General features: G+C 63.1%; 24 protein-coding genes. 12 read left to right on the top strand and 12 right to left on the bottom strand.

Annotated elements, in window-relative coordinates; all coding sequences use genetic code 11:
• The first annotated feature begins 7 nt into the window (after positions 1-7).
• From ureE to ureG, 3 genes are read left to right on the top strand one after another with little or no spacing between them, the layout of a single operon-like run.
• A complete protein-coding gene (gene ureE / locus P9239_RS08140; protein WP_309749991.1) occupies positions 8-604 on the top strand; it encodes an urease accessory protein UreE in 597 nt (198 codons plus the stop codon).
• Positions 591-1,271, top strand: a complete 681-nt coding sequence (locus tag P9239_RS08135; protein WP_309753940.1) for an urease accessory UreF family protein — start codon at positions 591-593, stop codon at positions 1,269-1,271. Before ureE ends, P9239_RS08135 begins: the two co-directional genes overlap by 14 nt.
• A 25-nt stretch (positions 1,272-1,296) precedes the next feature.
• Positions 1,297-1,947, top strand: a complete 651-nt coding sequence (gene ureG, locus P9239_RS08130; RefSeq protein ID WP_309749990.1) for an urease accessory protein UreG — start codon at positions 1,297-1,299, stop codon at positions 1,945-1,947.
• Between the two features lie 62 nt (positions 1,948-2,009).
• Here ureG and P9239_RS08125 read toward each other — a convergent pair whose 3' ends face one another.
• From P9239_RS08125 to P9239_RS08105, 5 genes are all read right to left on the bottom strand, one after another.
• Positions 2,010-2,192 (bottom strand): hypothetical protein, encoded by a 183-nt coding sequence (locus P9239_RS08125; RefSeq protein WP_250534487.1) that lies wholly within the window; start codon positions 2,190-2,192, stop codon positions 2,010-2,012.
• 129 nt (positions 2,193-2,321) lie between these two features.
• Complete coding sequence (gene waaA, locus P9239_RS08120; protein ID WP_309753939.1) at positions 2,322-3,671, bottom strand: lipid IV(A) 3-deoxy-D-manno-octulosonic acid transferase; 1,350 nt, start codon at positions 3,669-3,671, stop codon at positions 2,322-2,324.
• A 50-nt stretch (positions 3,672-3,721) separates the two neighbouring features.
• A complete protein-coding gene (locus P9239_RS08115) occupies positions 3,722-4,606 on the bottom strand; it encodes a Kdo hydroxylase family protein (RefSeq protein WP_309749989.1) in 885 nt (294 codons plus the stop codon).
• A gap of 54 nt (positions 4,607-4,660) precedes the next feature.
• Positions 4,661-5,656 carry a lipopolysaccharide heptosyltransferase I gene (gene waaC / locus P9239_RS08110; RefSeq protein WP_309749988.1) on the bottom strand — a complete coding sequence of 332 codons (996 nt, stop codon included), beginning with the start codon at positions 5,654-5,656 and terminating at the stop codon, positions 4,661-4,663.
• Between the two features lie 163 nt (positions 5,657-5,819).
• Positions 5,820-7,220, bottom strand: a complete 1,401-nt coding sequence (locus P9239_RS08105; protein ID WP_309749987.1) for a phosphomannomutase/phosphoglucomutase — start codon at positions 7,218-7,220, stop codon at positions 5,820-5,822.
• A gap of 456 nt (positions 7,221-7,676) precedes the next feature.
• Here P9239_RS08105 and P9239_RS08100 point away from each other — a divergent pair, with 456 nt between their 5' ends.
• The 5 genes from P9239_RS08100 to P9239_RS08080 all read left to right on the top strand — a co-directional run bounded on the left by P9239_RS08100 (position 7,677) and on the right by P9239_RS08080 (position 13,187).
• Positions 7,677-8,939, top strand: a complete 1,263-nt coding sequence (locus P9239_RS08100) for an oligosaccharide flippase family protein (RefSeq protein WP_309749986.1) — start codon at positions 7,677-7,679, stop codon at positions 8,937-8,939.
• Positions 8,936-9,742: a glycosyltransferase gene (locus P9239_RS08095; RefSeq protein WP_309749985.1), complete on the top strand. Its 807-nt coding sequence runs from the start codon at positions 8,936-8,938 to the stop codon at positions 9,740-9,742. Before P9239_RS08100 ends, P9239_RS08095 begins: the two co-directional genes overlap by 4 nt.
• Positions 9,743-9,779: 37 nt before the next feature.
• Complete coding sequence (locus tag P9239_RS08090; protein WP_309749984.1) at positions 9,780-10,919, top strand: glycosyltransferase family 4 protein; 1,140 nt, start codon at positions 9,780-9,782, stop codon at positions 10,917-10,919.
• Between the two features lie 21 nt (positions 10,920-10,940).
• On the top strand, positions 10,941-11,999 hold the full coding sequence (gene galE, locus P9239_RS08085; RefSeq protein WP_309749983.1) for a UDP-glucose 4-epimerase GalE: 1,059 nt from the start codon (positions 10,941-10,943) through the stop codon (positions 11,997-11,999).
• 78 nt (positions 12,000-12,077) lie between these two features.
• Positions 12,078-13,187 carry a glycosyltransferase gene (locus tag P9239_RS08080; RefSeq protein ID WP_309749982.1) on the top strand — a complete coding sequence of 370 codons (1,110 nt, stop codon included), beginning with the start codon at positions 12,078-12,080 and terminating at the stop codon, positions 13,185-13,187.
• Positions 13,188-13,245: 58 nt separating this feature from the next.
• Here P9239_RS08080 and P9239_RS08075 read toward each other — a convergent pair whose 3' ends face one another.
• The 3 genes from P9239_RS08075 to P9239_RS08065 form a co-directional block, all read right to left on the bottom strand.
• Positions 13,246-13,941: a dienelactone hydrolase family protein gene (locus P9239_RS08075; RefSeq protein ID WP_309749981.1), complete on the bottom strand. Its 696-nt coding sequence runs from the start codon at positions 13,939-13,941 to the stop codon at positions 13,246-13,248.
• Between the two features lie 114 nt (positions 13,942-14,055).
• Positions 14,056-15,135, bottom strand: coding sequence for a glycosyltransferase (locus P9239_RS08070; RefSeq protein ID WP_309749980.1), 1,080 nt, complete (start codon positions 15,133-15,135; stop codon positions 14,056-14,058).
• On the bottom strand, positions 15,136-16,383 hold the full coding sequence (locus P9239_RS08065; protein WP_309749979.1) for an oligosaccharide flippase family protein: 1,248 nt from the start codon (positions 16,381-16,383) through the stop codon (positions 15,136-15,138). It abuts the gene before it with no gap.
• A gap of 368 nt (positions 16,384-16,751) precedes the next feature.
• On the opposite strand from P9239_RS08065, the gene P9239_RS08060 reads away from it, so the two are divergent.
• The gene (locus P9239_RS08060) at positions 16,752-17,936 is read left to right on the top strand and encodes a glycosyltransferase (RefSeq protein ID WP_309749978.1); all 1,185 of its coding nucleotides are present in this window, start codon (positions 16,752-16,754) and stop codon (positions 17,934-17,936) included.
• A 55-nt stretch (positions 17,937-17,991) separates the two neighbouring features.
• Here the strand turns inward: P9239_RS08060 and P9239_RS08055 are convergent, their stop codons facing one another.
• Positions 17,992-19,137, bottom strand: coding sequence for an acyltransferase (locus tag P9239_RS08055; protein WP_309749977.1), 1,146 nt, complete (start codon positions 19,135-19,137; stop codon positions 17,992-17,994).
• Between the two features lie 513 nt (positions 19,138-19,650).
• Between P9239_RS08055 and P9239_RS08050 the strand changes: the two genes are divergently transcribed.
• The gene (locus P9239_RS08050) at positions 19,651-21,129 is read left to right on the top strand and encodes a hypothetical protein (protein ID WP_309749976.1); all 1,479 of its coding nucleotides are present in this window, start codon (positions 19,651-19,653) and stop codon (positions 21,127-21,129) included.
• Between the two features lie 58 nt (positions 21,130-21,187).
• Positions 21,188-22,387, top strand: coding sequence for a glycosyltransferase (locus P9239_RS08045; RefSeq protein ID WP_309749975.1), 1,200 nt, complete (start codon positions 21,188-21,190; stop codon positions 22,385-22,387).
• Positions 22,388-22,389: 2 nt separating this feature from the next.
• Here P9239_RS08045 and P9239_RS08040 read toward each other — a convergent pair whose 3' ends face one another.
• The 3 genes from P9239_RS08040 to P9239_RS08030 form a co-directional block, all read right to left on the bottom strand.
• Positions 22,390-22,845, bottom strand: a complete 456-nt coding sequence (locus tag P9239_RS08040) for a hypothetical protein (RefSeq protein WP_309749974.1) — start codon at positions 22,843-22,845, stop codon at positions 22,390-22,392.
• Positions 22,846-22,973: 128 nt separating this feature from the next.
• Positions 22,974-24,695, bottom strand: coding sequence for a GMC family oxidoreductase (locus tag P9239_RS08035; protein WP_309749973.1), 1,722 nt, complete (start codon positions 24,693-24,695; stop codon positions 22,974-22,976).
• A 105-nt stretch (positions 24,696-24,800) separates the two neighbouring features.
• The gene (locus tag P9239_RS08030; RefSeq protein WP_309749972.1) at positions 24,801-25,433 is read right to left on the bottom strand and encodes a DapH/DapD/GlmU-related protein; all 633 of its coding nucleotides are present in this window, start codon (positions 25,431-25,433) and stop codon (positions 24,801-24,803) included.
• 345 nt (positions 25,434-25,778) lie between these two features.
• Between P9239_RS08030 and P9239_RS08025 the strand changes: the two genes are divergently transcribed.
• Positions 25,779-26,249, top strand: coding sequence for a hypothetical protein (locus tag P9239_RS08025; RefSeq protein WP_309749971.1), 471 nt, complete (start codon positions 25,779-25,781; stop codon positions 26,247-26,249).
• Positions 26,250-26,270 lie beyond the last annotated feature (21 nt).

Here is a 26,270-nt window from a genome sequence, read left to right as displayed (position 1 = left end):
CCGTCTCATGCGTACCATCGACAAACGTCTTACCGCCAAACTGGCTTCCGTGCTCATCAAGCGCGCGCCCACATTGACACTCGCTTTCGAGGCGCGCTGCAAGAGCCGTCTTGCCGCCACGCTCGACAACGGCGAGGAAGTCGCGCTCGTGATGCCGCGCGGCACCGTGCTCGCGAATGACGACGTGCTCGTTGCCGACGACGGCGGGCTCGTGCGCATCGTCGCTGCGGCCGAGGACGTGCTCGTCGTGCGCGCGGTGAATCCGCTCACGCTGATGCGCGTGGCGTATCACTTGGGCAATCGGCACACGCCCGTCGAGATCCACGCGGATCATCTAAAGCTCGAAGCCGATGCCGTGCTGGAAGACATGATCGCGCGGCTGGGCGCCACCGTCACGCGCGAATCGCAGCCGTTTCAGCCGGAGACCGGCGCGTATGGCGGCGGTCACAAGCATGGTCATGACGAGACGTTCAGCGAAGACTACGCGCTCGCGCAGAAGGTCTATCACGAGCATCACGGCCACGATCATTCGTCATGCGGCCATGATCATTCACATGACCACGCGCATGGGCATCATCATCACCACGGTCATGCGCACGACTGAACTCACTGCGCTGTTGCATCTCGCGTCGCCGGCGCTGCCTATCGGCGCGTTCAGTTATTCGCAGGGTCTCGAAGCTGCGATCGAACACGGCTTTATTCGCGATGCCGACACCACGCGCGAATGGATCGCAAGCGGTCTCGCAAACGTGCTGGCGCGCGGCGAGTTGCCGTTCATCGCGCATCAGATGGAACGCTGGCGTACGCACGACGCAACATCGCTCGCGCATGCCAACGACGAATACATCGCGAGCCGTGAATCCGCCGAACTGCGGCGCGAAACGGAACAGATGGGTTGGTCGCTCGCGCAACTGTGCGCATCGCTCGAATGGGGCGATGCGGCGCGCCGTGAAACGCTCGCCGCGATGAAGCCCATCGCGCAACCGACAGCGTTTGCATTCGCCGCGTATGCCCACGACGCCGCGCCCGACGCCGCGCTTGCCGCGTATGCGTTCAGCTGGGTCGAGAACCAGGCGGCCGCTGCGTTGAAGGCCGTGCCGCTCGGTCAGCTCGCGGGGCAGCGGATCATCGTCGCGTTGCGCGGACCGATAGACGACGCGGTGGCTCGCGCGCTGGTCACATCGCCCGATGAAATCAACACATTCGCGCCGCAACTCGGCATCTTGTCCGCACGGCACGAGTCGCAATACTCGCGGCTCTTTCGCTCGTAACTTTCCTGCTCAGAACCGATATCGCATGAACGCTCCCGCTTATTCCGCCGCCGCTCGTCGTACGAAGAAACTGCCGCCGTTGCGCGTGGGCGTCGGCGGACCGGTCGGCTCCGGCAAGACGACGCTGCTCGAAATGCTCTGCAAGGCGATGCGCGATCGCTACGATCTCGTCGCCATCACGAACGACATTTACACGAAGGAAGATCAGCGGCTCTTGACCGTCGCAGGCGCTTTGCCCGCCGAGCGAATCATGGGCGTGGAAACGGGCGGCTGTCCGCATACCGCGATTCGCGAAGACGCGTCGATCAATCTGGAAGCGGTGGATCGCATGGTGTCGCGCTTCCCGGATGCGGATATCGTTTTCATCGAATCCGGCGGCGATAATCTGGCCGCGACGTTCAGCCCCGAACTCTCGGACCTGACCATCTACGTGATCGACGTGGCGGGCGGCGAGAAGATTCCGCGCAAGGGCGGGCCTGGGATCACGAAGTCGGATTTGCTCGTCATCAACAAGACGGACCTCGCGCCTTACGTCGGCGCGAATCTGGACGTGATGGCGTCCGATGCGAAAAAGATGCGCGGAGAGCGGCCGTTCGTCATGTGCAATCTCAAAGCGCTCGGCGGGCTCGATAGCGTGATCGCCTTTATCGAGAAGAAGGGCCTGCTGGCTAGCTGAATGGCGCGCGGCCGACGGCGACGTGCATCGCCAGTGGCCGCGCATTCCGGCGACCAAAAAGTTCAGCGCGGCCCGTGCCGCTGCTTCGCGCCGCCGCCGGCGCCATGGTCCTTTCCGGCCTTGGTGTGATTCGCCGCATGCTGGCCGCTGGCGGGCTTGCTGCTGCTGGTCGTCGCGGGCTTGCCGGACTGTTTTTCTGCCTTGACGTCCTGCTCGGTCTTGCTGCTGGGCGGAGCTGTCTTCATGCTGGAGTCCTCTTCGTTCGCACAACGTGAAAGGGTCGATCCGCGTCTGCCGGTCGTATTCCCGACCGACCGTGCGCTTTTATGCCTGTTGCCGCGCAGGCGGTCGATCCATTCATCGTTTCGCAAGCGTCATTCCACGAACCGCATCGAGTCGGCCTGACTGAGCCGCCCACTTTCCTCCTCCAGCATCACGCCGAGGATTTCCACGGTGCGTTCCGTCGCCCCGCGATGCCGCGCCGCAAACGCCGCTGCGGCCGCGCTCATCGCAATGCGGCGCGCCTTGTCGTTGAAAAGCTCGCGCAAGCCCTCGGCGAGGCCTTGCGGATTCTCGACGCGCAGCGCCGCGCCCGCCGCGATCGCGTCCTTCGTCGCCTGCGTGAAGTTGAATGTATGCGGCCCGATCAGCACCGGCACGCCCGCCGCGCACGCTTCGATCAGATTCTGCCCGCCGAGCGGCAGCAGACTGCCGCCGATGAACGCGAGGTCGGCAGCCGCATAGTAGGCGCCGAGCTCGCCCATCGAATCGCCGAGCAAAACCTGCACGCTCGACGGCAACGGCGGCGGCACGTCTGCGCCCGATCCCGCCGCCACGGGCTTCGGCGCCCAGACCGAACGGCGCGCGCTCGTCATGCCCGCCGTCGCGATCAGCGCGGAGACTTCGTCGAAACGTTGTGGATGGCGCGGCACGAGAATGAGCAGCGCGTTCGGCACGTTCAACCCGGCGAACGCGCGCAGGACGAGCGTTTCCTCGCCTTCGCGCGTGCTCGCGGCGACCCACACGGGCCGCTCGCCGATAGCCGCGCGCCACGCCTGGCCACGCGCCACGAGTTCGGGCGGCGCGGTCATGTCGAACTTGAGATTGCCGAGCACCGCCACGTTGCGCGCGCCGAGCGCGGTGAGCCGTTCCGCGTCGGAAGGCGTCTGCGCGAGCACGCGCGAGAAACCGCCGAAGACTTCGCGCACCGGACGGCCAAAGCGCGCCGCCCGCCGATACGACCGCTCCGACATGCGCGCATTCGTCAGCACGAGCGGCACGTCGGCGCGCCGGCATTCGTCGATAAGCGTCGGCCAGACTTCCGTTTCCATCACGATGCCGAGCGACGGCCGCCACGCGCGCAGAAAACGCCGCACGAGATGCGGCAAGTCGTAGGGCAGATAGCTGCGCATCACGCGATTGCCGAAGAGTTCGACGCCCGTCGCTCGGCCGCTCGGCGTCATGTGCGTGATGAGGAGACGCGCTTCGGGGTGCGCCTTCATCAACGCTTCGATGAGCGGCTGCGCGGCGCGCGTCTCGCCGACCGACACCGCGTGCACCCAGATGAGCGGCGCGAGATCGTCGGCGCGGCGCGCGGGGCCGCGTCCGAAGCGTTCGCCGATATGCTCGCGATAGCCGCGTTCCTTGCGCGAGCGAATCAGCAGCCGCAGCACCGCGAGCGGCGCGACGATCCACCACATCGCGCGATAAATCGCCCTCAGCACGACAGCCGAGAGCGGCGCAGCGGGCGCGGACGGGGCGGAAGGGGCGCCGCTCAAACGAGCGCCCTGCCCTTGAGCCGTTCGAGGATGCCGAGCGGCGCGTGATCGGGCCGCGCCATCGCTTTCACGGGCAGGAAGAATGTCTGCTCCATCATGAACTGGCCGGACATCACGGCGTGCGACGTTTGATCGGAGAAGCAGATCCACACCGAGCCGGGCGGAAACGGCATGGTTTCCTGCGGCGAGGACTTCTGATAATCGAGGTCTGCCTTCATCGCGTCGTGCAGATGCAGCATCAGATGGTCATACTCGCTGCGCTTGCTTTTGGTGATGTGCAGCAGATTCATGAGCCACGCCGAACCCGGCGCCTGCGGCTTGATGTCGGGCAGAAAGCGCCGCGCCATGTGCTCGAACGGCTCGCCGACGCGCCACACGCGCGGCGTGCCGTTCGGATTCACGTTGGTAAAGACGCGCAGAATGCGCTCGCCGTAGTTCGGGCGCGACGGGAAGGCATCCACATGCAGGCGGCTGTCGTCCTTGCGCCACGACGTTTCGCGCGTTTCCACCTGATGCAGCCGCAGGCTCGTCGGCGCGACGCGCAGATTGCCGTCGTATTCGGGAAAAAGGCCGTCGACGAGCGAGCGCGCATTCGCCTGATACCGCGCGATGAGCGAGCGCACCGCCGACTGCATCACGTTGTCGCCGAGGACGCCGTTGAGCGCGCCGCCGTTAGGCGCGAGGCTGATGTTCTTGCGCTTCGGGTCCGCGATCTTCGGGTCGAGCAGCGCGCGCTCGCCGCCTTCGATTGCAAAACGCAGATTGGGAAAATAGAGGACCTTGCCGTCTTCCACGCCGGCAAGCAGCGCCTCGCGCGGCACCGACAGGTTCTTGCCCTGCCAGTCGCACGAAGCGACTTCGATGATTTGAGATTCCGTCATGTGCTCTCGAACTTGAGTTGGCTCGCGCACGGCGCCACGCGTCACCCTTAAGCGTCAGAGCAGGCCGAAGCCCGCGAGCGCGGATTTCACTTCGGAGAGCGTCGGATGCCGGCTCGCGTCGCCCAGGTTGATCACGTTCGGCGACCAGTAACCGCCCGTGCGCCATGCGGTCGAGAAATTGTACAACTCGACGGTGGGCCGCTTCAGGGCTGCGGCAATATGCACGAGGCCGGTATCGACGCCGACGGTCGCGGCTGCGCCATCGATCAGGCCGACCACCGCGGGCAGCGAGAGCTTCGGTGGCACGATGGCCGCCGCGCCGAACTCCTTCGCGAGCTTCTCGCTCGTCGCGCGCTCGGCGTCGCTGCCCCACGGCAGAACGATGGACGCGCCGCGCGTCACGAGCGCCTGTCCCAGTTCGATCCACGCGGCTTCGGGCCATTGCTTGTCCGCGCGGGACGTGGCGTGCACGAACGTAACGTACGGCACCGGCAGATTCAAACCGAGCGCGGACACGGCGAGCGCGGCGCGGCGCGTGTCGATGCCGAAGTCGATGTCGTCGCTCGTCTGCGGGCGCGGCAAGTCGAGCGCGGCGGCCACGAGTTGCCGCGTGCGTTCGACGACATGCGTGCGCGGTTCGATCGGCACGCGCCGGTCGTAGAAGAAACGCACCGGCCATTCGAAGCCCGCTCCTTCCGTGCGATTCGCGAGTCCGACGAGCGGCCCGCGCGCCCAGCTTGCGACCCATGCGGTCTTGATGAGCCCTTGGCAATCGATGACGAGATCGTATTTCTCCGCCGCCAGTTCACGCCGGAACGTGCGAATCTCCCGCCAGTTCGCCGCAGACGCGAAACCTTTGCGCCAGCGTCTGAGCGAAAACGGAATCGCGCGGCGCACGCCACTGACCAGTTCGACGAGGCTCGCGAAGCTCTCCTCGACGAGCCAGTCGATTTGCGCATCGGGATAGCGGCGGCGAATGTCGGCGATGGCCGGCATGTTGTGAACGACGTCGCCAAGCGACGACACCCGGACGATCAGGATCTTTTGCACGCTAAGAGGAAAGACGCGGCTCGCGCGACGAAGAGGAAACGGGAGCGGGGATTTTAGCGCGGGTTGGTTCGCGGGCGGGGCGAACGTACCGATATTCGACAGCTTTGCGCGAAACAAAAAAACGGCGCGACCTCGCGATCGCGCCGTCTTCGCCAAGCCTCTGTCAGAACGGCAGCTTCGCGTCCGCCTTCTCCGCCAGAATCACGCGGCGGAAGTCTTCCTGAATGCGCTTTAGCGCTTCTTCGCTATCCGCTTCGAAACGCATCACGACCACGGGCGTGGTATTCGACGAACGCGCGAGACCGAAACCATCCGGGTATTCGACACGCAAACCGTCGATGGTCAGCACGTCGTCCGCGCCTTCGAACTTCGCCGATTTCTGCAGACGCGAGATGAGTTCGAAGTTCTCGCCCTCTTCCAGCTTCAGTTGCAATTCCGGCGTCGAAAGGGAGTTCGGCAGGTCGTTGAGCAGCTTGCTCGGATCGTCTACGCGCGACAAGATTTCGAGCATGCGCGCGCCGGTGTACAGGCCGTCGTCGAAGCCGTACCAGCGGTCCTTGAAGAACACGTGGCCGCTCATTTCGCCTGCGAGCGGCGCCCCCGTTTCACGCAGCTTCGCCTTCACGAGCGAGTGGCCCGTCTTCCACATGACCGGCTCGCCGCCCTGATCGCGGACCCACTTCGCGAGATTGCGCGTGCATTTCACGTCATAGATGATCTGGCCGCCCTTGTTGCGCGACAGCACTTCCTGCGCGAACAGCATCAACTGACGATCGGGGAAAATCACCTGGCCGTCCTTCGTCACGACGCCGAGACGGTCGCCGTCGCCATCGAATGCAAAGCCGACTTCGGCGTCCGTTTCCTTCAGCGCGCGAATCACGTCCTGCAGGTTCTCGGGATGCGCCGGGTCCGGGTGATGGTTCGGGAAGTTGCCGTCGATGTCCGTGAAGAGTTCGACCAGCTCGCAGCCGAGCGCCTTGAAAAGACGCGGCGCGAGTCCGCCCGCAACGCCGTTGCCCGCATCGACGACGATCTTCATTCCGCGCACCGGCTTCACGTCCGACACGATGCGGTCGAGATACATCTGCGAGACGTCGAACTCGGTGTAGCTGCCCTCGCCCGAACTGAAGTCATCATTGACGATTCGTTGATAGAGGCCCTGAATCTGCTCGCCGTAAATGGCCGCGCCGCGCAGGACCATCTTGAAGCCGTTGTAGTCGGGCGGATTGTGGCTGCCCGTCACGACGATGCACGAATCCACGCGCCGTTCGCCCGAAGGCAAAGGCAGCGGCACGCTCGCAGCAAAGTAGCCGACGGGCGTCGGCACCATGCCGATGTCGATCACATCGACGCCCGCTTCGCGCAGGCCGTTGGCAAGCGCGCCGACGAGTTCGGGACCGGAGAGCCGGCCATCGCGCGCCACGACGACCGAATCGCCGCCCTGCTTGCGGATCTCGCTGCCGAACGCGCGGCCGATGCTTCTCGCGACATCGCTATCGACCGTCTTGCCGACGATACCGCGAATGTCGTAAGCCTTGAAAATGGACTGGGATACTTGGCTCATGAGATGGCTACCTCTTCTGTATTTGATTGATGAATTCTCGGCGATGCAGCCATAAGGGCGTACGGGTCGTGACGACAGAAGCGCGCCCGACACACCAACATGCGCGCGAACGACTGCGAGGCATGACATGACGAATGCTGCGCATGCATTTCGGCATCGCGAAACAGGGAAGCCAGCTTGAAAGCTCGCGCGAAGGAAGCGTTACCGTTCGCACTTATAATCGCTGTCTTTCAGCGCCTTCGACGTTGCGCGCCGCGGTTCAAGCCTGCGCATTCATTCTAATCCAATGCCTATACGCTCTTTCGCCTTTGCCCCGACGAATGAGGCGCCTTCGCGCGCAAACGCACAAAACTTGACCGACATTCACGCGATCACGCCGTTTTTTTGGACATCAGCGTGCAGCGAGCAGGCTACGGTAGCAGGCAGCGTGCCTGAACAGGCATACGGGCGATACCGATGAAAATGCTCACGCGCTCCGGCAATCCGGACGTCGCCCGCGCGCTCGCGAACATCGTCTGGCTGGGACTAGAACGGCTCACGCAGATTGCCGTAGCCATCGTCATTTCGGGTCTGCTTGCGCGCTATCTCGGCCCCGATGCGTTCGGCAAATGGCAATACGCGAACACGCTTTTGCTAGTGATCGCGCCGATCACGTGGGTCTGCGGAGCCGAGATTCTCGTGCCGACCATCGTCGGGAAGCCGCCCGCCGAAACCGGTGCGGTGCTTGGCAGCGCGTTCGTGCTGCGCATGAGCGTGTCCATCGTTGCGCTGTTGTTGACGTGGGCATGGATTGCGCTGGGCGGCGTGGACCCACTCGTCGGCGCGATGCTCGCGGGGCTTGCCGTCACCATGCTCTTTCGCGAGCCATTCATCGGCGTCGTCAATGCGTGGCTGCAAAGCATGACCTACAGCAAGCCGCAATTGATCGCGAGCATGTTCACGGCCATCGTCAAAGCGGCGCTCGTGTATCTGCTGGTGCGCATGGCTGCGCGTGCGTCGAGCTTCGGCTGGTTGTGGGCGCTGGAAGCCGCGGTCATCGGCGCGGCGCTCGTGGTCTATTACATGCGACGTCATGGCGGCACGCTCGGCTGGCGCTTCGACCGCACGCTCTTCAAGCATTTCGCGAGCGCGGGCACCGTGTTCTGGCTCGGGCTCATCTGCATGTATCTGTTCCTGAAGCTCGACCGGTTGATGCTCGCGCATCGCGTGTCGTTCGCGGAACTCGGGCTTTATTCAGCGGCGCAGCAACTGAACGAGAACTGGATCGCGCTCGCGTTGATGCTTTCGCAAACCATCGCGCCGGCGTTCGTGTATCGCGTGCAGGAAACGCCGCGCCTGAAGCGCAATCTGCTGCGTCTCTTCGCGATGACCGCCGCGCTGATGATCGCGGGCGCCGCCGTTCTCGACGCGCTCGCGGGCTTCATCATCGCGCGCGTGTTCGGGCCGAATTACGTCGGCGCGGCGAGCATCTTTCGCTGGGCCGTATGGCTTTCGGTGCCTGCGGGCATCGAGGCAATCGGCAATCTCGTCGTGCTGAAGTTTCAGGCGAGGTACGTGCTGCTCTCGAAGTGGCTGCTTGCGCTCGCCGTCGCGTTCGCGGTGAACGCGTGGGCCATTCCCCGCTTCGATGGTTATGGCGCGCTCGTCGGTTTGGCGGCGGGCTATATGGCGGCCGCGTCGGTCAATTTCTATTACATCCGCTTCCGGCTGCGCGCATGAACGCTCTATCCGATGTCGCCGTCCTCATGCCCGCATTCAACGGTCAGGCCGATGTGGAACGCACGCTCGCGTCCTTCCGTGAGGCGTCGCCAGTGCGCGTGTTGATCGTGGATGACGGCAGCACGCCGCCGATTGTCGCGCCTGTCATCGACGGCCTCGACATCGAAATACTGCGCATGGCGAAGAACGTCGGCATCGAGCGCGCGTTGCAAGCGGGCATCGACGCACTCGCTGAGCGCGGTATCCGCTACGCCGCGCGCATCGATGCCGGCGATCTCGCGACGCCCGGCCGCCTCGCGAAACAGCGCGCGTATCTCGAAGCGCATCCGCATGTCGCGGTGCTCGGCATGTGGACGCATGTCGTCGCGACGAACGGTGCGCCGCTCTTCGACCTCACGCCGCCCACCGACACGGCTGCGATCCGCCGCGCCATGCTCGCGCGCTCGTGTTTCGCGCATCCGTCGCTGATGCTGCGCGTCGATGCCGTGCGCGAAGTCGGCAACTATCGCGCGGACTATCGCGCGGCCGAAGACCTCGATCTGGTGCTGCGTCTCATGGCGCGCTACGACGGCGCGAATCTGCCGGAATTCGGCCTCTATTACGAACTGAACGAAGCGGGCATCAGCGCGACCAAGCGCCGGACACAAACGCTGTCAACGCTGCGCCTGCAATTGCGTTACTTCCGTGCGGCGAATCCGTTCGACTGGATCGGCGTCGCGAAAAGCATGGCGCATTTGCTGCTGCCGTATCGCGCGCTGCGCGGATTGAAGGCGAAGCTCCTCAAGGCATCGTCGCCGGCATGAGGCCGACGGCATCGCGCCTCAAAACAAAAAGCACCGGATGAACACACCCAAGTCCAGCCTACGCATCGCCCTCGTGTGCAACACGGCGTGGGCCATTTATACGTACCGTCGCGGCGTGCTGCACATGTTGACCCAACGCGGCGCACAGGTCACGATCATCGCGCCGCGCGACCGCACGTTCGAGCCGCTGATCGAAATGGGCTGCCGCTGCGTGGAATTGCCGGTGGCGTCCAAGGGCACGAACCCGCGTGAAGACCTGAAGACGATGATGGCGCTGTACCGCGAATATCGCGCGACGCGACCGCATCTCGTGTTTCATTACACCATCAAGCCGAACATCTACGGCTCGCTTGCCGCCGTGCTGGCGCGTGTGCCGTCCATCGCGGTGACGACGGGCTTAGGCTACGTCTTCATTCAGAAGAGCCGCACCGCTCAGATCGCCAAGCGTCTTTATCGCTTTGCGTTCCGCTTTCCGCGCGAAGTGTGGTTCCTCAATCGCGACGATCATCAGGCGTTCGTCGATGAGAAGCTGCTAGCTCATCCCGACCGTGCACGGCGGCTGCACGGAGAAGGCGTCGATCTGAACGATTTTTCGCTCGTGCCGTTGCCGCGCCGCGAAGACTTCGTGTTCATCCTGATCGGGCGTCTGCTGTGGGATAAGGGCGTTGCCGAGTACGTCGAGGCGGCGCGGCGTTTGCGGCGGCGCTATCCGCACGCGCGTTTTCAGCTGCTCGGGCCCGTTGGCGTGGATAATCCCAGCGCGATCAGCCGCACGGACGTCGAGGCGTGGGAACGTGAGAATATCGTCGAGTATCTGGGCGAAGCGAACGATGTCCGCCCGCTCGTCGCGGCCGCCGATTGCGTCGTGCTGCCGTCGTACCGCGAAGGCGTGCCGCGCACGCTGATGGAAGCGTCCGCCATGGGCCGCCCGATTGTCGCCACCGACGTCCCCGGCTGCCGCGAAGTGGTCGAACACGGCGTGAACGGCCTGCTGTGCGAGGTCAAAAGCGCGGACAGCCTCACCGAACAACTCGAACGCATGCTGACGCTGCCGATCGAAGAACGTGAGGCGATGGCCCAGCGCGGCCGCGAAAAGGTGGCCCGCGAATTCGACGAGAAGAACGTCGTCGAACGATACAAGAGCACAATACACGCCATAACCGGCATTTCACTCTGATTTGCGCTTCCTGGAGAGCACATGATGAACGGCAACATGTCGCCGAACGACGCTGGACAAGATACGAAGGGCACCATTCTCGTGACGGGCGGCGCGGGCTTCATCGGTTCGCATACATGCGTCGAGTTGCTCGGCGCGGGTTACGACGTCGCGGTCATCGACAACCTCGTCAACAGCCGCGCGGAATCGTTGAAGCGCGTGGAGCGCATCACGGGCAAGCGCGTCGCGTTCTATCAGGAAGACGCACGCGACGAAGCCGCGCTCAACCGCATCTTCGACAAGCACGCCATCACGGGCGCGATCCATTTCGCGGCGCTCAAGGCCGTGGGCGAATCGGTCGCGAAGCCCATCGAGTATTACAGCAACAACATCGGCAGCCTGCTCGCCGTGCTCAACGTGATGCGCGAGCGGCAGGTGCGCAACATCGTGTTCAGCTCGTCGGCGACGGTGTATGGCGTGCCGCAAAGCGTGCCCATCGACGAGAGCTTTCCGCTTTCGGCCACGAACCCTTATGGTCAGTCCAAGCTCATCGCCGAGCAGATTCTGCGCGATCTCGAAGTGTCCGATCCGTCGTGGCGCATCGCGACGCTGCGCTATTTCAACCCGGTCGGCGCGCATCAAAGCGGATTGATCGGCGAGGACCCGGCGGGCGTTCCGAATAACCTGATGCCGTATGTCGCGCAAGTGGCAGTCGGCAAGCTGGACAAGCTGCGCGTCTTCGGCAGCGATTACGATACGCACGACGGCACCGGCGTGCGCGACTATATTCACGTCGTCGATCTGGCGCGCGGACACATTGCGGCCATCGACGCGCTGAAGTCGCTGGATCGCAGCTTCGTGGTGAACCTCGGCACGGGCCAAGGCTATAGCGTGCTGGATGTCGTGAAGGCGTTCGAGAAGGCTTCCGGTAAGCGCGTGCCGTATGAACTCGTGCCGCGCCGCCCCGGCGATGTGGCCTCGTGCTACGCCGATCCCGCCGCCGCCGCGGAGCTGCTCGGATGGCGCGCGGAGCACGGTATCGAGCGCATGTGCGCCGATCACTGGCGCTGGCAGTCGCAGAATCCGCAAGGTTTCGCATAAAGCGGCGCCGAGCCTCGCATCGTCTGCTCGCGGCTTATTCAGCGATGCGGGGCTGCTGTCATCAACCGGTCTATTTTCATGCTTAGTTTTGCGCTTGCTTTTTTGGTCTCGCTCTTCGTGACCTTGTTGATCGTGCGCTTTGCGCACTTGCAGGAAGGCGTGCTCGGCGACACCGATCTCGCCGGCGTGCAGAAGTTTCATGCGCGGCCCGTTCCGCGCATCGGCGGCGTCGGCATTCTCTGCGGACTCACCGCCTCCGCCGTGCAACTGCGATGGAGTTATCCGCTCGTATCGGGCGGCATTCTGGGCATCATCGCGTGCGGCTTGCCCGCGTTTCTCTCCGGGCTCTTCGAAGACCTCACCAAGCGCGTGACGCCGCTCGTGCGTCTTATTTGCACGATGGCCGCCGCCGGCCTTGCGTATGCGCTGCTCGATATCGCGGTCACGCGCATCAGCGTGCCGCCGCTGGATTTTCTGCTGTCCTACGCAATCATCTCATGCACAGTGACAGTGCTCGCGGTGGCGGCGCTCGCCAACGCAGTGAATATCATCGACGGCTTCAACGGCCTCGCGTCGATGGTCACGTTCATGATGTTCGCCTCACTCGCTTATGTCGCGTTTCAGGTTCATGATCCCGTCGTGCTCTCGGGGTCGCTCATCATGATGGGCGCCGTGATGGGCTTCTTCATCTGGAACTTTCCCGCCGGCCTCATCTTTTTAGGCGATGGCGGCGCGTACTTCGTCGGTTTCATGCTCGGCGAACTCGCGATCATGCTCGTCATGCGCAATCGCGATGTATCGGCGTGGTATCCGGTGCTGCTCTTCATGTACCCGATCTTCGAAACCTGCTTCTCCATCTATCGGAAGAAGTTCATTCGCGGCATGTCGCCCGGCATTCCGGACGGCGTGCATCTGCATATGCTCGTCTACAAGCGCCTGATGCGCTGGGCCGTCGGCGTGCAGAACGCGCGCGAACTCACGCGGCGCAACTCGCTGACGTCGCCCTATTTGTGGCTGCTGTGCCTGATTGCCGTGATTCCCGCGACGCTCTTCTGGCGTCATACGGTGCATCTGTTCTGCTTCGTCGTGGTCTTCGCGGTCACTTATGTGTGGCTCTACGTGAGCATCGTGCGCTTCAAGGTGCCGCGCTGGATGGTGTTTCGCCGGCCGCATCCGGTGAAGAAGTAGCATCATGCCTAATGCGACAACGCCGCCCTCTTCCGGGCGGCGTTGTCGCTTTAGGGCCCTATTTCAGGTGCTTTTCGAAGAAATCCGCAGTGCGCCCGTTGGCGAGCTTAGCCGCCGCCGCGTCGTAATGCGCGCCGTGATGGCGCGCGAATGCGTGATGACAGCCGGGATACGTGTATGCCTCGATGTTGGCGTGCCCCTGCACGGCGGCCAACACGCGATTGCGCGCATCGGCATTGATGAATTCGTCCTCTTCCGCCAGATGAATCAGCAAAGGCGCCTGGATCTTCGGCAGTTCGCTCAAGTGCTGGTCCGTGCCGCCGCCGTAGTACGAAACGGCTGCGTCGATATCCGTGCGCGCCGCCGTGAGAAACGACAGCAAGCCGCCGAGACAGAAGCCGACCGACCCGACCTTGCCCTTCACCTGAGTCAGCCCACGCGCGAAGCCGACGGTCGCGGCGATATCTTCCACGCCTGTGTTCAGATCGAACGCGTTGTAGTACTCCATCGCCTGCTGCCATTCGGCTTCGGTGCGATCGGTGAGGTTCACGTTCGGCTCGAGTCGCCAGAACAAGTCCGGGCATAGCGCGACATAGCCTTGCCGCGCGTATTCGTCAGTGGTTTCGCGCATGTCGCCGTTGATGCCGAAAATCTCCTGCAGAACGACGATGGCAGGCGCGGGCGTTTGCGCCGGATACGCGACGTAAGCGTCGAAATCGCCATCGGGCGTCGAGATGCTGAGCATGTCAGACATGATGTCTCCATTGAGCGGCACTACGCTATTTCATAGGCGAAAAATGAAACGCGCGCCAGCATGGAATCGCTGGCGCGCGTAGCGCTTCATCCGCGACGCGTAGGACTTGCCGCTTCAAGCCGGCGCAGGACGCGGCAGGCGTTGCGTGACTTCTCGCGCGACGGCTAGGTAACGCGCGGCGGTGTCGGCCAGCGTCAGGCCGTTGAGCGGCCGGTGTGCGCGCGGCTGACCGAGCGCAACGACGAGCGCATCCGCATACGCCTTCGTATCGTCCGGATCGCACAGACGCACGCTCGGAAAGTCCGCCGCGAAGCCGAACGGGCGGATGGTGCTCGCGACTACGGGAACGCCCGACGCGAGCGCTTCCAGAAACGCGATGCTGTGCCCTTCCGATCTCGAAGGCATGGCAAACACGTTAGACGAGAACAGCAGCTCCGCCACATCCGAACGCGGACCTTGCAGGCTCACATTGCTGGAAAGCCCGAGCTTGTCGATCAAATCGCCCACCGCCGCGTGATACGCGGGGTCTTCTATGACGCCGCACAGCAAGAGCCGCGCATCAGGCACGCGCTGGACGACCTGCTCGAACGCATGCACGGTCGAGAGCTGATTCTTCACCGACGTGTAGCGCCCGATCTGCACGATCTGCGATCCGTGCCCCGTCGTGCTCGCCGAACGCATCGAAAAGCGGGACATGTCGACGCCATTCGGAATGAGCGTCATCGCCGGATGACGCCCGACCGCGCCGACGTAGTCGTCGATATTCGCGGGCGATACCGCGATCACCGCGCGCGCACGCCGTGAGAGCGTGCGCTCGACACGCCGGAACATGCGGCTCTCGAAGTCGTTGGTGGCCGAATGCATCACATAGACAATCGGCACCGCGAGCGGCAGCATGCGCGCGTAAAACGCGGGAATCGTCGCGTGCGCGAACAGCACGTCCGCCTGATACGCGCGGATCGTTCGATGCAGTTCCCACAGCTTGCCGAAGCGCCCATACATGCGGTCCGGAAAGAGACATTGCACGCCGTTCGCCACGAGCTCCGCTTGCAATGCGGTGAAGTCCTCATGCGGCGGCGTGAGCGAGGCAATCGCCACCGTTTCGCCGCTCTTTTGCTGATGGATCGCCAGGTCTTTCGCCAATACCTCGGCGCCGGAAAGTCGCGGTGCCAGGACGAGATGTACGATGCGCATTCAAGCCTCCCTGACGATGCGATAGAGCATCCACGCCGTCGCGGATGCAAGGCCCGCGGTCATCGCCCACGCGATGCCCGTCACGCCCCAGAAATGCGTGGCGATGGGCACCGTCACGCACAACACGACTGCCTGCACGATGGACGCGTGCGTCGCAACCTTGGGCATGCCGCTCGCGCGCAGCCACGACACCAGCACCGCGATGACCGCGCCGATCGCCATGTTGATGACGAAGATGCGAAAGAGCGGCACCGCCGAAAGCCATGCCGGCCCGAGCACGAGATTGAAGAGCGGCTCGGCGGCGACGCGCAGAACAATGACGAGCACCGTGAGCCCCACGGCCGCCAGCAGCAGATAACGGCGAAACAGCTTGCGCGCGCCTGCGACATCGCGCCGATGATGCTCGGCGAAAGTGGGAAAGAGATACTGCGACATTGCAATGGCGGCATCGGCGAGCAGCATCTGCGCGAGCTTCGACGACATCTGATACGCGCCGAGTTGCAACGGACCGAGCAGCTTCGCGACGACAACCTTGTCGAACTGATTCAGCAAGAGATTGACGACGCTGCCCGCCCAGATCCAGCGGCTGAAGTTCACGTAGTGCGAAATCCCGGCAAACGACAAGCGGATAGGCGGACGCGGCGACATGGCGGTCCACGTCAGCGTGGTCTTCAGCAGCTCGCCCGCGACGAGGCCGATCAGCACCGAATACGCGCCCGCACCCGACAACGCGCATGCGAGCCCGACAGCGCAGTCGGTGAACGCGGCGGATGTCTCCACGCCCGCCAGCTTCTGAAAGCCGCGTTGCCGCGTGACGGTGAAGTACGCAGGCGACGCGACGCCGCGCACCATCGGCAAGACGGCCGCAAGCAGAATCAGCCCGGCGGAGCCGCCCAGGTGGAACTGGCTCGTCATGAACGGCGCGAGCGCGGCGATCAACAGGCCGATCAATACGCCGCGCATCGCGAGCGTGGCCCATACCGCGCCCAGTTCGCTTTGGGAAGGCGCATTGCGTCCCTGCACGACGGCCTGCGCAAGCCCTGTATCGGATAACGCTTCGGCAATCGCGACCGCGAGCAGCGCGATACTGACCGCGCCGATCGCTTCAGGCCCGAGAATGCGGCCGATGGCCAGAAACTTCACCGCGACGAAGCCGCGCACCACCACTTGTTGAAGGAGCACCCAGAAGGCCGCATCGTGCTCGAACCGCGCGCGTGCTGGCAAGAAGGATAGCCGGACAGATCTCACTCACATTCCCCGTGCTGCTGTATTTCGATTCGTGGCGCCGCGATATGTCGGTATCGCGTGCGACCCACCTTGCGCGTCGCGCACGCGCACCCTGTCCGCATGACGGGTGCGCGCGAGGCCGCGCTTCTTTTCAGGCGACTGTGGGAAAAATAGCGTGGCCGCGAGGGTTCCGGACGCCAACGCGTAGCACTATTCGGCAATGGGTGCGCGTTATCGCGAGTTGACGAATGGCGATTGGTGTTCTTCACCACATCGCGCGACGCGGAAAAGCGCTGAAATATGGCCATTCAATACGCGCGCGCGGTGTTACGTTCGATGTTCGACGCAAACCGTGTCCGATAAAAAACCACATAACGGGTGCCACTTTCATGAAGAACGACACCGTTCTCATCATCGAGCCAGACTTCAGCGGCCACCGCTGGCGCTATGCGCAATGGGCTGCGAATGCCTATATGGAAGCGGGCTTGCGATGCCTCATCGTCACCGAGCCGCGCAATGCGGGGCATCCGCTCGTGAAGCAGATTCAGGAGCAAGGCGGCGATACGCTCGGCATCACGTTCGTTGCGCCGCCCGAGCAAAGCGGGCGCAAGGGCCTTGGGTCCATCAGCTATGTGCGCGCGCATGGCAACTTCAAACATGCCTATGCAATGGCCAGCCGCGAACGCAACGTGGCGCTCGTCGTCGTGCCTTACGTCGACTACTTCCTGCTCGCGCTGCCGTTCCTGCGATCGCCCTTCGGCGACACGCCCTGGGTCGGCGTCACGATGCGCTCGAACTTCCATCATCATCTCGTCGGCGTACGCGCGCCGCGCCGACCGCTCGTGAATGCGGTGAAGTCACGGCTATTTGCACGTGCCATTCGCGTGGGCGGCATGAAGACCCTCTTGACTATCGACCCGACGCTACCCGACTGGTGGAAGCGCAACGGGGGCCACGCGCGCGGAACGAGCATCGACTATCTCGCCGATCCGTTCCCGGATGCGCAAGCTGCGCAGCCCTCGGCGGCGCGGCAAAGGCTCGGTCTGTCGAAGGGCACACATGTGCTGGTCTACGGCGCGATCAACGATCGCAAGGGCATCTTCGAATTGATCGATGCATTGGCGCAGCGCAACGATGGCGTGCATGCACCCAGACTCGTGATCGCAGGCGCTCAGGACAATGACGTGCGCGCGCTGTTGACCGAAGCAGCCGGCAAGCTCGCCCCCGCGCCGATCGTGATGGACCGCTTCATTTCGAGCGAGACGGAACTCGATCTGTTCTCCGCATGTGATGTGGTGTGGCTCGGCTACAAAGGCCATTACGGCATGAGCGGCGTGCTCGTGCAGGCATTCCGCTTCGGCAAGCCGGTCATTGCAACGGCCGATGGCCTGATCGGATGGTTCTGCCGCACGGGTGAGCTGGGGCCGGTCATCGACGATCTCACGCCGGCTTCGATCAACCGCGCACTCGACGATGTGCTCGCGCGCCGCAAGCGGCCCGTCGTGGCCGGTCATCTGCTGGAACGCAATACGCTCGGACAGTTCAAGGAAACGCTACGCCAGGCGATGGCGTGACGCAGTAAGCATGACGCCGGTTCTTGCGATCACCGCAAGAACCGGCCAGTTCGAATCAAGCCTGCTTTCCCACCACTTCCACCACACTTTGTGCCTGCACTTTCCGCTTCGCCGGAAACAGTGCGTCACGCATGCGCAAGAACGGGAACTCAACGGCACGCGTCGTCACATAGCCGACCACGATTGCAATCGCGAACTGCGCCGCCATGATGATGCCCCATGCGGGTATTGCCGGAATATGCAGCGCGGCGGCCTTGCGAATCAGCATGTCGCCCGGCGCGAGCGCCAGCGAATGCCACAGATAGATGCCATACGAATACACCCCGATCCAGCCGATCAGCCGATAAAGCCGCGACTCGCGGATGCGCCCCGAGTACTCGAGCGTGAGAACGATCAGCGCGCAGAAACCGACGGCCTGGACGGTATAACCGATGCTTTGGTCCAGCTCCACGTTGCGGGTGCCGAAGACGAGCCATAGCACGAGCCCAGCGACGGCGGCCAACAATAGGCCCTTTCTCTCTGCGATACCGCGATACACCGCCGGCTTCAGCCAATAGAGCGCGGCGAGCATGACCCCGAACAACAGGCTGTCGATACGGTACTGCGTATAGAAGAACGTGCCTTCTAGATCGCCGTTATAGACCGCGATGCTGCGCCCGATCAGGACCGCGACGCAGATCGACGCGAGCACCATCAGGATCGTGTTGATGCGCGTTTGCCAGCGCGCGAATCCGATCAGCAGCAACGGCAGGAACAGATAGAAATGCTCCTCGACGGCAAGGCTCCACGTCTGCGCAATCGACGAACCAAAGAAGTTCTGCATGTGCGTGAGGTTCTGCACGAGGAACGTATTCGTCGGATGGCGTCCCACCAGCACATGGAACAGAATGAGCGCGTAGTACGCGGGCCAGATCTTGAAGATCCGCCGCACGATGAAACGTGCCGCGTCGATGCGTCCATCCTGCGCATATTGCTTGAGCAAGAGACCGCCGACGAGAAAGCCGCTCAACGTGAAAAACAGATTCACGCCTTCATGTCCGAAGCTCTTGAGCGGATACTCGATGGCGGCGATGAACGCGCTGCCTGTCGGGTATGAGTGAAAGTGATACCCCATGACTGCGATGATGGCGAGTCCCCGGATGAAATCGAGCTCGATCGATCGATTGGGTCCTGGCATGCGTGTGGCGCCGAAAAGGCTCATAGCCTTCCCCCCTTGTCTGCGAAGGTCTTATGTTGCTTATGGTTTATTGGATGCTTCGCCGCCGGGAGTCCTCATATCGGCGCACGCACGCGCATCGCGGATGTCATTGGTCAATGCCGTCAGCGGCCCGTGAAGGCCAATTGCCGGCAGGACAATAATCGGTCGGGAATAGCGGCGTGATCCGCCAGAATCGCATGATTGCCGGACAGCGCCGCGCGCACTGTGCGGCGTCGGCAACATAGTCGTTCGCGCGCTTTCAGGGCCTTGAGTCGAGCGTGGTGCGGCGCACATGGCCGTCCGTCGTTTCGCGCCGAACACTAGTTGCTAAACGCCGCCGCGACGGCGTGCGGTTTTGGCCGCTGATATATTCGACGCACAAATACGGGGTACCCCGGGGACCGTCGCTCAAGCTGAATCAAACATACAACACGCGACTCAAGGCTTCCAGGGCACGAAGCGGATCCAACCGCGAGAAATGAAGCTCGACGAGCTTTGCCATCTAAAGAGAACGCCATGCGCAACAAGTTCGCCGTCGTCTGGATCTGGCTATTCCTGCTTCCGCTCGCATTCGACTTCAAGGGTGCGGAAACGGCCAGCAAGGCTATCCAGATTCTTCTCACCGTACCGGCCATATTCGCCGGTGGCGCGCTGCTGCTGATCGCACCGCGCTTCGCACAGCGCTCGCGGCTGCGCACGTGGGTCACGTCGCTGTTCACGCTGACCATAGTCGGCAGTATCGCGACGCAGATCATTCAGGGCAATGATTCCGGTAACTACATGCGCGTGATTCTGCCCTTCGCGCTGATGCTGCTCGGCTATCTGGTCGCGTGCCGTCCGTGGGACTCGCTGCGGCTCGAACAGATGGAACGCGCCATGTACTGGTCGATGATCGCATCGCTCATCTTCAGCTTCGTCTATGGCATGGCAACGGGCGGCGGCCTCGAGAACGTGCGCTTTCGCATCGTGTCGGTCACGTTCCTCTGCCTGCAAGGACTCTTGCTCCATGAGTTCGTCATCGCCAAGCGCATCACCAAGTTCACGGTACTGCTCTTTCTCGCGACCGTCGTGATCGAGCTGCTGAGCGTGACGCGCAGTCTGTTGGTCGGCACCGTGCTGCTCTTCGCCTATGCGACGTGGCTTGCCGCGCCGTCCGTCAAGCACCTCTTCACGGCGGCGCTGCGCGCGATCATGATCGCTTCGCTGCTCGGTGCGATGGTCGCCGCTTCCGCCGCATTCTTCCCCGGCGTGGCCGAGCACTGGTCGCAACGCCTGTCCTTTGCGAAGGACACCGAGTCCGGTCGCGATCCGACAACCATCACGCGTCTTGCCGAAATGAAGGACCAGTACGATCAGACCACGTCCGACGCACTCGCGGTCGTCGTCGGCAAGGGCTACGGTCACGACTATCGCTATTCGCCGACGTACCTGCCCGACCTCGCGGGCCAGTTCACGAAGAAGGACTTCTACGCGATCAAGGAATGGGCCGCGGGCCATAACTTCTGGGTCTATCAGTTCTTCGCGGGCGGAATTCTGTTCGGCATCGCGTTGCCTGCCGCCGTCTTGTGGGCGCTATATCGCGGTTCGATGGCGTATCGCTCGTGGCGCAATCGCGCGCCCGATGCGATGTATCTGCCGGTGCTCGGGCGCGCGTTGCTTGTCGTGGCCGCGCTGCCTGCCACGTCGGTCGGCGGCAATCCGCTCGGCAACCGCTTCTCGGGCATCGTGTTCGGCGTGGCGCTCGGTCTGCTCGTCGCGGCATTCGCGCGTATCGCTCATGCCATGCGGACGCAGGCGGCGCATCGGCCGTCTTTCAGGAGACCGTATTATGGAAAGCGTGATGACGCTCATGCGGACTGGCGCCCCGAGTGGCGTCCGTACGGTCCTCAGCCGGAACTGACGCCCGCGCACGCACCCGGCCTCGCTCACGAGCATCACGGCGAGACCCGCCACGAGGCGCCGCCGGGAGCGGGCACCTTCGCACCGTCCGCATAAAAAGGCCTCGAAAAGCCAGCGGACATGGACACGCCAACGAACCGGGGATCGTTTCGTCATGAAGATTCTGCATTTGCTTTCCACCGTCGATCCGCGTGCGGGCGGCCCAACCGAAGGCGTGCTGCAAAGCGGCCTCAGCATGCGGGCGATGGGGCATGAAATCGAAGTTGTCTCGCTGGATGCGCCGGATGCGCCGTATCTCGGCGCCTTCCCGCTGCGGCTGCATGCGCTCGGTCCGTCGCGTGGATTCTATGGACTCTGCCCGCGGCTCGTGCCTTGGCTGCGTGAACACGCCGCGCGTTTCGATGCGGTGATCGTCAACGGTCTTTGGCAGTATCACAGCTTCGGCGCGTGGAAGGCGTTGCGCGACAGTGACGTGCCCTACTACGTGTTTCCGCACGGCATGCTCGATCCGTGGTTCAAGCGCACGTATCCCCTCAAGCATCTAAAGAAGAGCCTTTATTGGCCGTGGGCCGAATATCGCGTATTGCGCGATGCGAGGCGCGTGCTCTTCACGACGCAGGAGGAACGCTTGCTTGCGCGCGAGTCGTTCAGGCTTTATCGCGCGAAAGAAGAAGTGGTGGCGTTCGGCACGCGTCAGCCGCCCGCCGATTCGAGCGCATTGCGTCAGGCATTTCTGTCGAAGTTTCCGCAGTTAGCAGGCAAGCGTTCGATTCTCTTTCTCGGCCGCATCCATGAAAAGAAGGGCTGCGATCTGCTGCTGAGGGCGTTTGCAGCCGTGCGCGATATCGACGCTCGCGCGCATCTCGTGATGGCCGGCCCCGACGATAGCGAATGGGCCGCGCAATTACGCACGCTCTCGAAGGAATTAGGCATCGACGACCGCGTGACATGGACCGGCATGCTGAGCGGCGATCTCAAGTGGGGCGCGTTTCGCACGAGCGATGCGTTCGCGCTGCCGTCGCATCAGGAGAACTTCGGGATCGCGGTGGCCGAGGCGCTTGGCTCGAAGCTGCCGGTGCTCATCTCCGACAAGGTCAACATCTGGCGCGAAGTAAAGGAAGACGGCGCTGGCATCGTCGCAAGCGATACGGTCGAGGGCACCATCGACGCGCTATCGACCTGGCTGCGCATGGACGCTCACACCGCTTCTGCCATGCGCGAACAGGCGCTTGCGACGTTCACGAAGCGCTTTCACGTCGAAGCGATGTCGAAGGATCTCGCACGCGTGCTGCGCGAAACGGCGAATACGCGCGATGGCGGCCACGCGCGAGGCATGCTCTCCGCGTCCCTCTAACGTTACTGACCCTGAGCCGAGCGCAGATAAGCGGCGAAGCGATTCTGCGCCGCGATGATCTTGCTCGCGCAGTCGTCGTAATCCGAACCGCGCACACGTTCCGGACCATACATGCCGCGGCATTGTGCGTAGAGCGCAATCGTCGCGCCATTGCCTTTCGCCACACGCGTGGCCGAATAAACGGGCTTGCCCGAGCGCGAAGGCACATCGGTCTCGATAGCCACCGCATCCGCGCGAATCACCGGCTGATTCGAATTCTGTTCGATATAACGCTTCGTCAGCGTCCACATTGCATCGCATTGCGCGGCGTCGCGGCACGGGACGGTCGCGTTGCGCTGCGCTATATCGAGCGATTGCTCCGAGTGCGAGAAGCCTTCTGCGCGCTGCGCTTCTTTTTCCGCAGACGAACAAGCGGCAAGCAACAGCGAAGCGAGCGCGACAACGGTGAGCTTTTTCACGGCGATTCATTCATGAGCGAAGACGGAAGGCGATTATAGCGACGCCGCCCAGTACGAAACCGCTTCGCCAAAAGAAAACGCCGCCGGTCGTACGACCGGCGGCGTCCCCTTTCCCCAAACGCCGGCTTTTAAGCCAGGTCTCCCCGCATATGCATTGCTGAAGCCGCCATCGGAAGGTCGGCTGGTGTTTCGTTCCGAATCGGCGTGCCCGACGACGTGACGAGCGTGCCGATCGTGTCGTCGCTCTTGATGACGCGCCCCAGATGCGCCGCAAGCCTCAACGTCATCGCGGCGATGGTGATGGTCGGGAAATTCGCGCCCACCGTCGGGAACACCGAGCTGCCTGCCACGTACAGGTTGCTCATGCCGTGGATCTTCAGGTTGCGATCCACGACGCCCTGCTTCGGCGAATCGTGCATGCGCGTCGTGCCCATGTGATGCCACGTGCCTTCGAGCTGCGCGGGCCACGGCTTGCCTTCGAGCGGCTCGTCGAGCGTCACCTCCGCCACGCCGCCGCGTTGCAGTTCCGCCGCGATATGCGCGACGGTGCGGTCGAAGGTACGCTTCACCAGCTCCGTCACCTGCCAGTCCACCTTCACGCGATTCATGCCGAGCGCGTCCTTCTTCGAGGACAGCGTGACGCGGCTGTCGCGGTTCGGCTCTGCCTCGACGATGGTCTGAATCTTGACTTCGGTGATGAGCGGACGCGGCTGCAAAAGACGCGCGAGGCCGAAGCATGCGGTATCGACCGGATGCGCCAGCATCGTCATGACATCGCCCGTCATGCTGTAGCCGGGCTGGTCCTTCTTCAGAAGCGCCTGCTTCGCGCGAATGAGGGCTTCGGAGCCCTTCGTGTTTTCACCACGGAACACCGAGTAAAACCATGCGCGTGCGTTGAGCAGCTTCTCGCGTTCGAGCACTTGCTGCGTGAGCGCGAACTGCGACGAGATGAACGTGCCGTGCGCCGACACCGCCTTGTTCTGATAGTGGTACTTGATGTCGTAGAGCTTGTTGCGCGACCATTCCTTCTTGAAGTGCACGTTCGCCGACATGATCCGCGGATGGTCCATGAAGTAACGGCCGACGAGGTCGTTGCCGTTGCCGAGGCCCGCCGCCTGCACCTTGTTCGACGACAGCAGCAGGCGCGCATTCTCGATGCCGCCCGTCGCCAGCACGAACACTTTCGCGCGCACCACGAAGCGGCGGCCGGAGAGCGTGCCCACGTCGATCTTCGTGACCGAACGCGCGTCGCTGTCGGTGTCGATGTTCAATGCGTTGGCAAAGAGAAACACGCGGACGTTCTGCGCCGCCAGCAGTTGCTTGCGATACACCTTGCCGAAGCGCACGGGCGGGCTGAACTGCGAAATCGTGTCGCGCACGTTGCCGCTCGGGAACGGATGCCGCCGCACGTCCGGGCGATGAATCGCCGCTTCCCAATACGCGGGGTCGAAGTTGTTCTCGCCGAGTTGCAGCAACGCATGCGTGCGCGCGTAGTAAGGACGCAGCTCGTCGAGGCCGAAGGGCCAGCCGCTATCGGCCACCCAGTCGCGCTTTTCGAAGTCCCACGGGTCGAGCGGACGGCACCAGCCGCCCCAGCAATTGCTGCTTCCGCCGAGATAACGGCTGCGGCAGCCATCGGCGAATTCGTAAGGAACCCCAACGTTGTCGCCGCGATACAAATCGCGAGTTTCGTCGTCGGCGCGGTATCCGCCGCTTTCGAGCAGACACGCGTTGATGCCCTGCTTCTCCAGTTCCAGCGCAAGTGTGATCCCCGCCACGCCCGCGCCGACGATGCAAACCGTGGTCTCTATGACTGCGCCTTCCTCGACGCTGCGGCTGTCAATGAACATTCCCCGTGCTCCTTCTTGTTTTCATGCTTAAGCGGTGTCGCAGGATCGCATGCGGGTGCGCGTGGCCCCGACCAGATCACTGCGCTCTCGACTGCCAATATCCATTCACGCCGGGAAGCGTTTTCTGATAAAGCGCACCGGATTACCCCCGTACACGCCTTCCGCTTCCAGCGAACGATGCACCACCGACTGCGGCGTGACGAGCGCCGAGCGGCCGATGGTGACGCCCATCTGCACGACACACTTGGATGTGATCCACACGCCGTCCTCGATCACGATCGGTGCGACCTGCAAGTCCATGTTGCCAGCGGCATCGTGAGATCCCGTGGTCAGAAACGTCCCCTGCGAGATGCAGACATTCGAGCCGATGCGAATATCGGTCTGGTTATAAATCCATGCGTCGACGCCGAACCAGCAGTTGTCGCCGACACTTAAATTCCAAGGCGCTTTCACGCGTATGGGATGCGGCATGCGACAGCTCCTGCCGATACGCGCGCCGAACGCGCGCAGCAACGCAACGCGCACGAATGAAACCGGTATGAGCTTGTTATTGATGAAGCACGCTTCGACGAAGAACCACACGAGTTCGATGAGAAAGCCGCGTTTCGCCACGAAGTTGCCCGGACCTGCGAGCGACAGGTCGATGACCTTTCCGCGTCTCGCGGATGTCTCGCGCGCGCCCTCGAAGCCGTTCGTTCCGGCCGCGCCGATGCTCCGCTCGTCGATCGCTCTGTGCATGGTTTTCCCCGCCCGTGTCACTGTCCGCCTGTCGCGTCATATGCGCCCAAGCACCTTTCTTTGGCCTTGTATCTCGGCGCGCGTTTGCGTGCGCGCTCTTTTCGTGTCGGTTCGTATCGTTTCGCTTATTCGTCTGCGACTACATACGGTGAACGAATTATCAGCGAACGTTAAAAAGCGCCATGTGCGGTGCGGCACGGTTGGCCGTATCGGCAAGACTTTTGGCGCTGACGGCTGATGCATCACCCTATGCTGCACTCCATGCATCGTGCCGCGTGACGTAGCGTACCGATGACCGCACGCGCGGTCTGTATAACGCATAACGTAATCAGCCTGGAGAGACCCATGAAACACGAGCTACGCGCGGCGCTCATGCCGCTTCTCATCGCTGCACTGGGGCCTTGCGCGCTCGCTGCATCGTCCGTTGCCCATGCCGGCAATTTCGCAGATGCGGCCATCAGCAAGCAGCAGGCGGGCGGCGGTGTGCCGGCGGAAATGGACTTGCTCGGCAGCCCCGATACCTATGCGGATCCGTATGGCGCGCCGACCAACGGCCGGGCAGGACAGCGCGGGCCGATCACCAATGCGCAGACGGCGCAAGGCATCTCCCCGACGGACAGGCTGCTCGCGCAGCAGAACGGTTACGTGGGCAATCCGGGTGCAGGCGCACAGCTGCGCCGCGTTGCGCGCAATGACGATGCAAAGGCGATGCTGATGCCGCAGGGCGCCGCCGCCACGCTTTATCCGACGCCCAATGGCTTCAAGGCGCCGGCCAAAGCTGCGCGGGCGCGAGACATCTACAAGTCGCCATATTGATCAACGACGCGCGGTCGTCCC

Origin of the sequence: Caballeronia sp. LZ062, assembly GCF_031450785.1 — a bacterium.
In the GTDB taxonomy this organism is placed as follows: Bacteria; Pseudomonadota; Gammaproteobacteria; order Burkholderiales; family Burkholderiaceae; genus Caballeronia.
The sequence above is the reverse complement of the archived record's forward strand: the minus strand, read 5'-3'. Positions and strand labels throughout refer to the sequence as shown.

Excerpts from the sequence above, each read along its gene's own strand:
- ureE (WP_309749991.1), top strand. The coding sequence starts at position 8 with ATGCGTACCATCGACAAACGTCTTACCGCCAAACTGGCTTCCGTGCTC.
- P9239_RS08135 (WP_309753940.1), top strand. The coding sequence starts at position 591 with ATGCGCACGACTGAACTCACTGCGCTGTTGCATCTCGCGTCGCCGGCG.
- ureG (WP_309749990.1), top strand. The coding sequence starts at position 1,297 with ATGAACGCTCCCGCTTATTCCGCCGCCGCTCGTCGTACGAAGAAACTG.
- P9239_RS08125 (WP_250534487.1), bottom strand. The coding sequence starts at position 2,192 with ATGAAGACAGCTCCGCCCAGCAGCAAGACCGAGCAGGACGTCAAGGCA.
- P9239_RS08115 (WP_309749989.1), bottom strand. The coding sequence starts at position 4,606 with ATGACGGAATCTCAAATCATCGAAGTCGCTTCGTGCGACTGGCAGGGC.
- P9239_RS08105 (WP_309749987.1), bottom strand. The coding sequence starts at position 7,220 with ATGAGCCAAGTATCCCAGTCCATTTTCAAGGCTTACGACATTCGCGGT.
- P9239_RS08100 (WP_309749986.1), top strand. The coding sequence starts at position 7,677 with ATGAAAATGCTCACGCGCTCCGGCAATCCGGACGTCGCCCGCGCGCTC.
- P9239_RS08095 (WP_309749985.1), top strand. The coding sequence starts at position 8,936 with ATGAACGCTCTATCCGATGTCGCCGTCCTCATGCCCGCATTCAACGGT.
- P9239_RS08090 (WP_309749984.1), top strand. The coding sequence starts at position 9,780 with ATGAACACACCCAAGTCCAGCCTACGCATCGCCCTCGTGTGCAACACG.
- galE (WP_309749983.1), top strand. The coding sequence starts at position 10,941 with ATGATGAACGGCAACATGTCGCCGAACGACGCTGGACAAGATACGAAG.
- P9239_RS08080 (WP_309749982.1), top strand. The coding sequence starts at position 12,078 with ATGCTTAGTTTTGCGCTTGCTTTTTTGGTCTCGCTCTTCGTGACCTTG.
- P9239_RS08075 (WP_309749981.1), bottom strand. The coding sequence starts at position 13,941 with ATGTCTGACATGCTCAGCATCTCGACGCCCGATGGCGATTTCGACGCT.
- P9239_RS08070 (WP_309749980.1), bottom strand. The coding sequence starts at position 15,135 with ATGCGCATCGTACATCTCGTCCTGGCACCGCGACTTTCCGGCGCCGAG.
- P9239_RS08060 (WP_309749978.1), top strand. The coding sequence starts at position 16,752 with ATGAAGAACGACACCGTTCTCATCATCGAGCCAGACTTCAGCGGCCAC.
- P9239_RS08055 (WP_309749977.1), bottom strand. The coding sequence starts at position 19,137 with ATGAGCCTTTTCGGCGCCACACGCATGCCAGGACCCAATCGATCGATC.
- P9239_RS08050 (WP_309749976.1), top strand. The coding sequence starts at position 19,651 with ATGCGCAACAAGTTCGCCGTCGTCTGGATCTGGCTATTCCTGCTTCCG.
- P9239_RS08045 (WP_309749975.1), top strand. The coding sequence starts at position 21,188 with ATGAAGATTCTGCATTTGCTTTCCACCGTCGATCCGCGTGCGGGCGGC.
- P9239_RS08035 (WP_309749973.1), bottom strand. The coding sequence starts at position 24,695 with ATGTTCATTGACAGCCGCAGCGTCGAGGAAGGCGCAGTCATAGAGACC.
- P9239_RS08030 (WP_309749972.1), bottom strand. The coding sequence starts at position 25,433 with ATGCACAGAGCGATCGACGAGCGGAGCATCGGCGCGGCCGGAACGAAC.
- P9239_RS08025 (WP_309749971.1), top strand. The coding sequence starts at position 25,779 with ATGAAACACGAGCTACGCGCGGCGCTCATGCCGCTTCTCATCGCTGCA.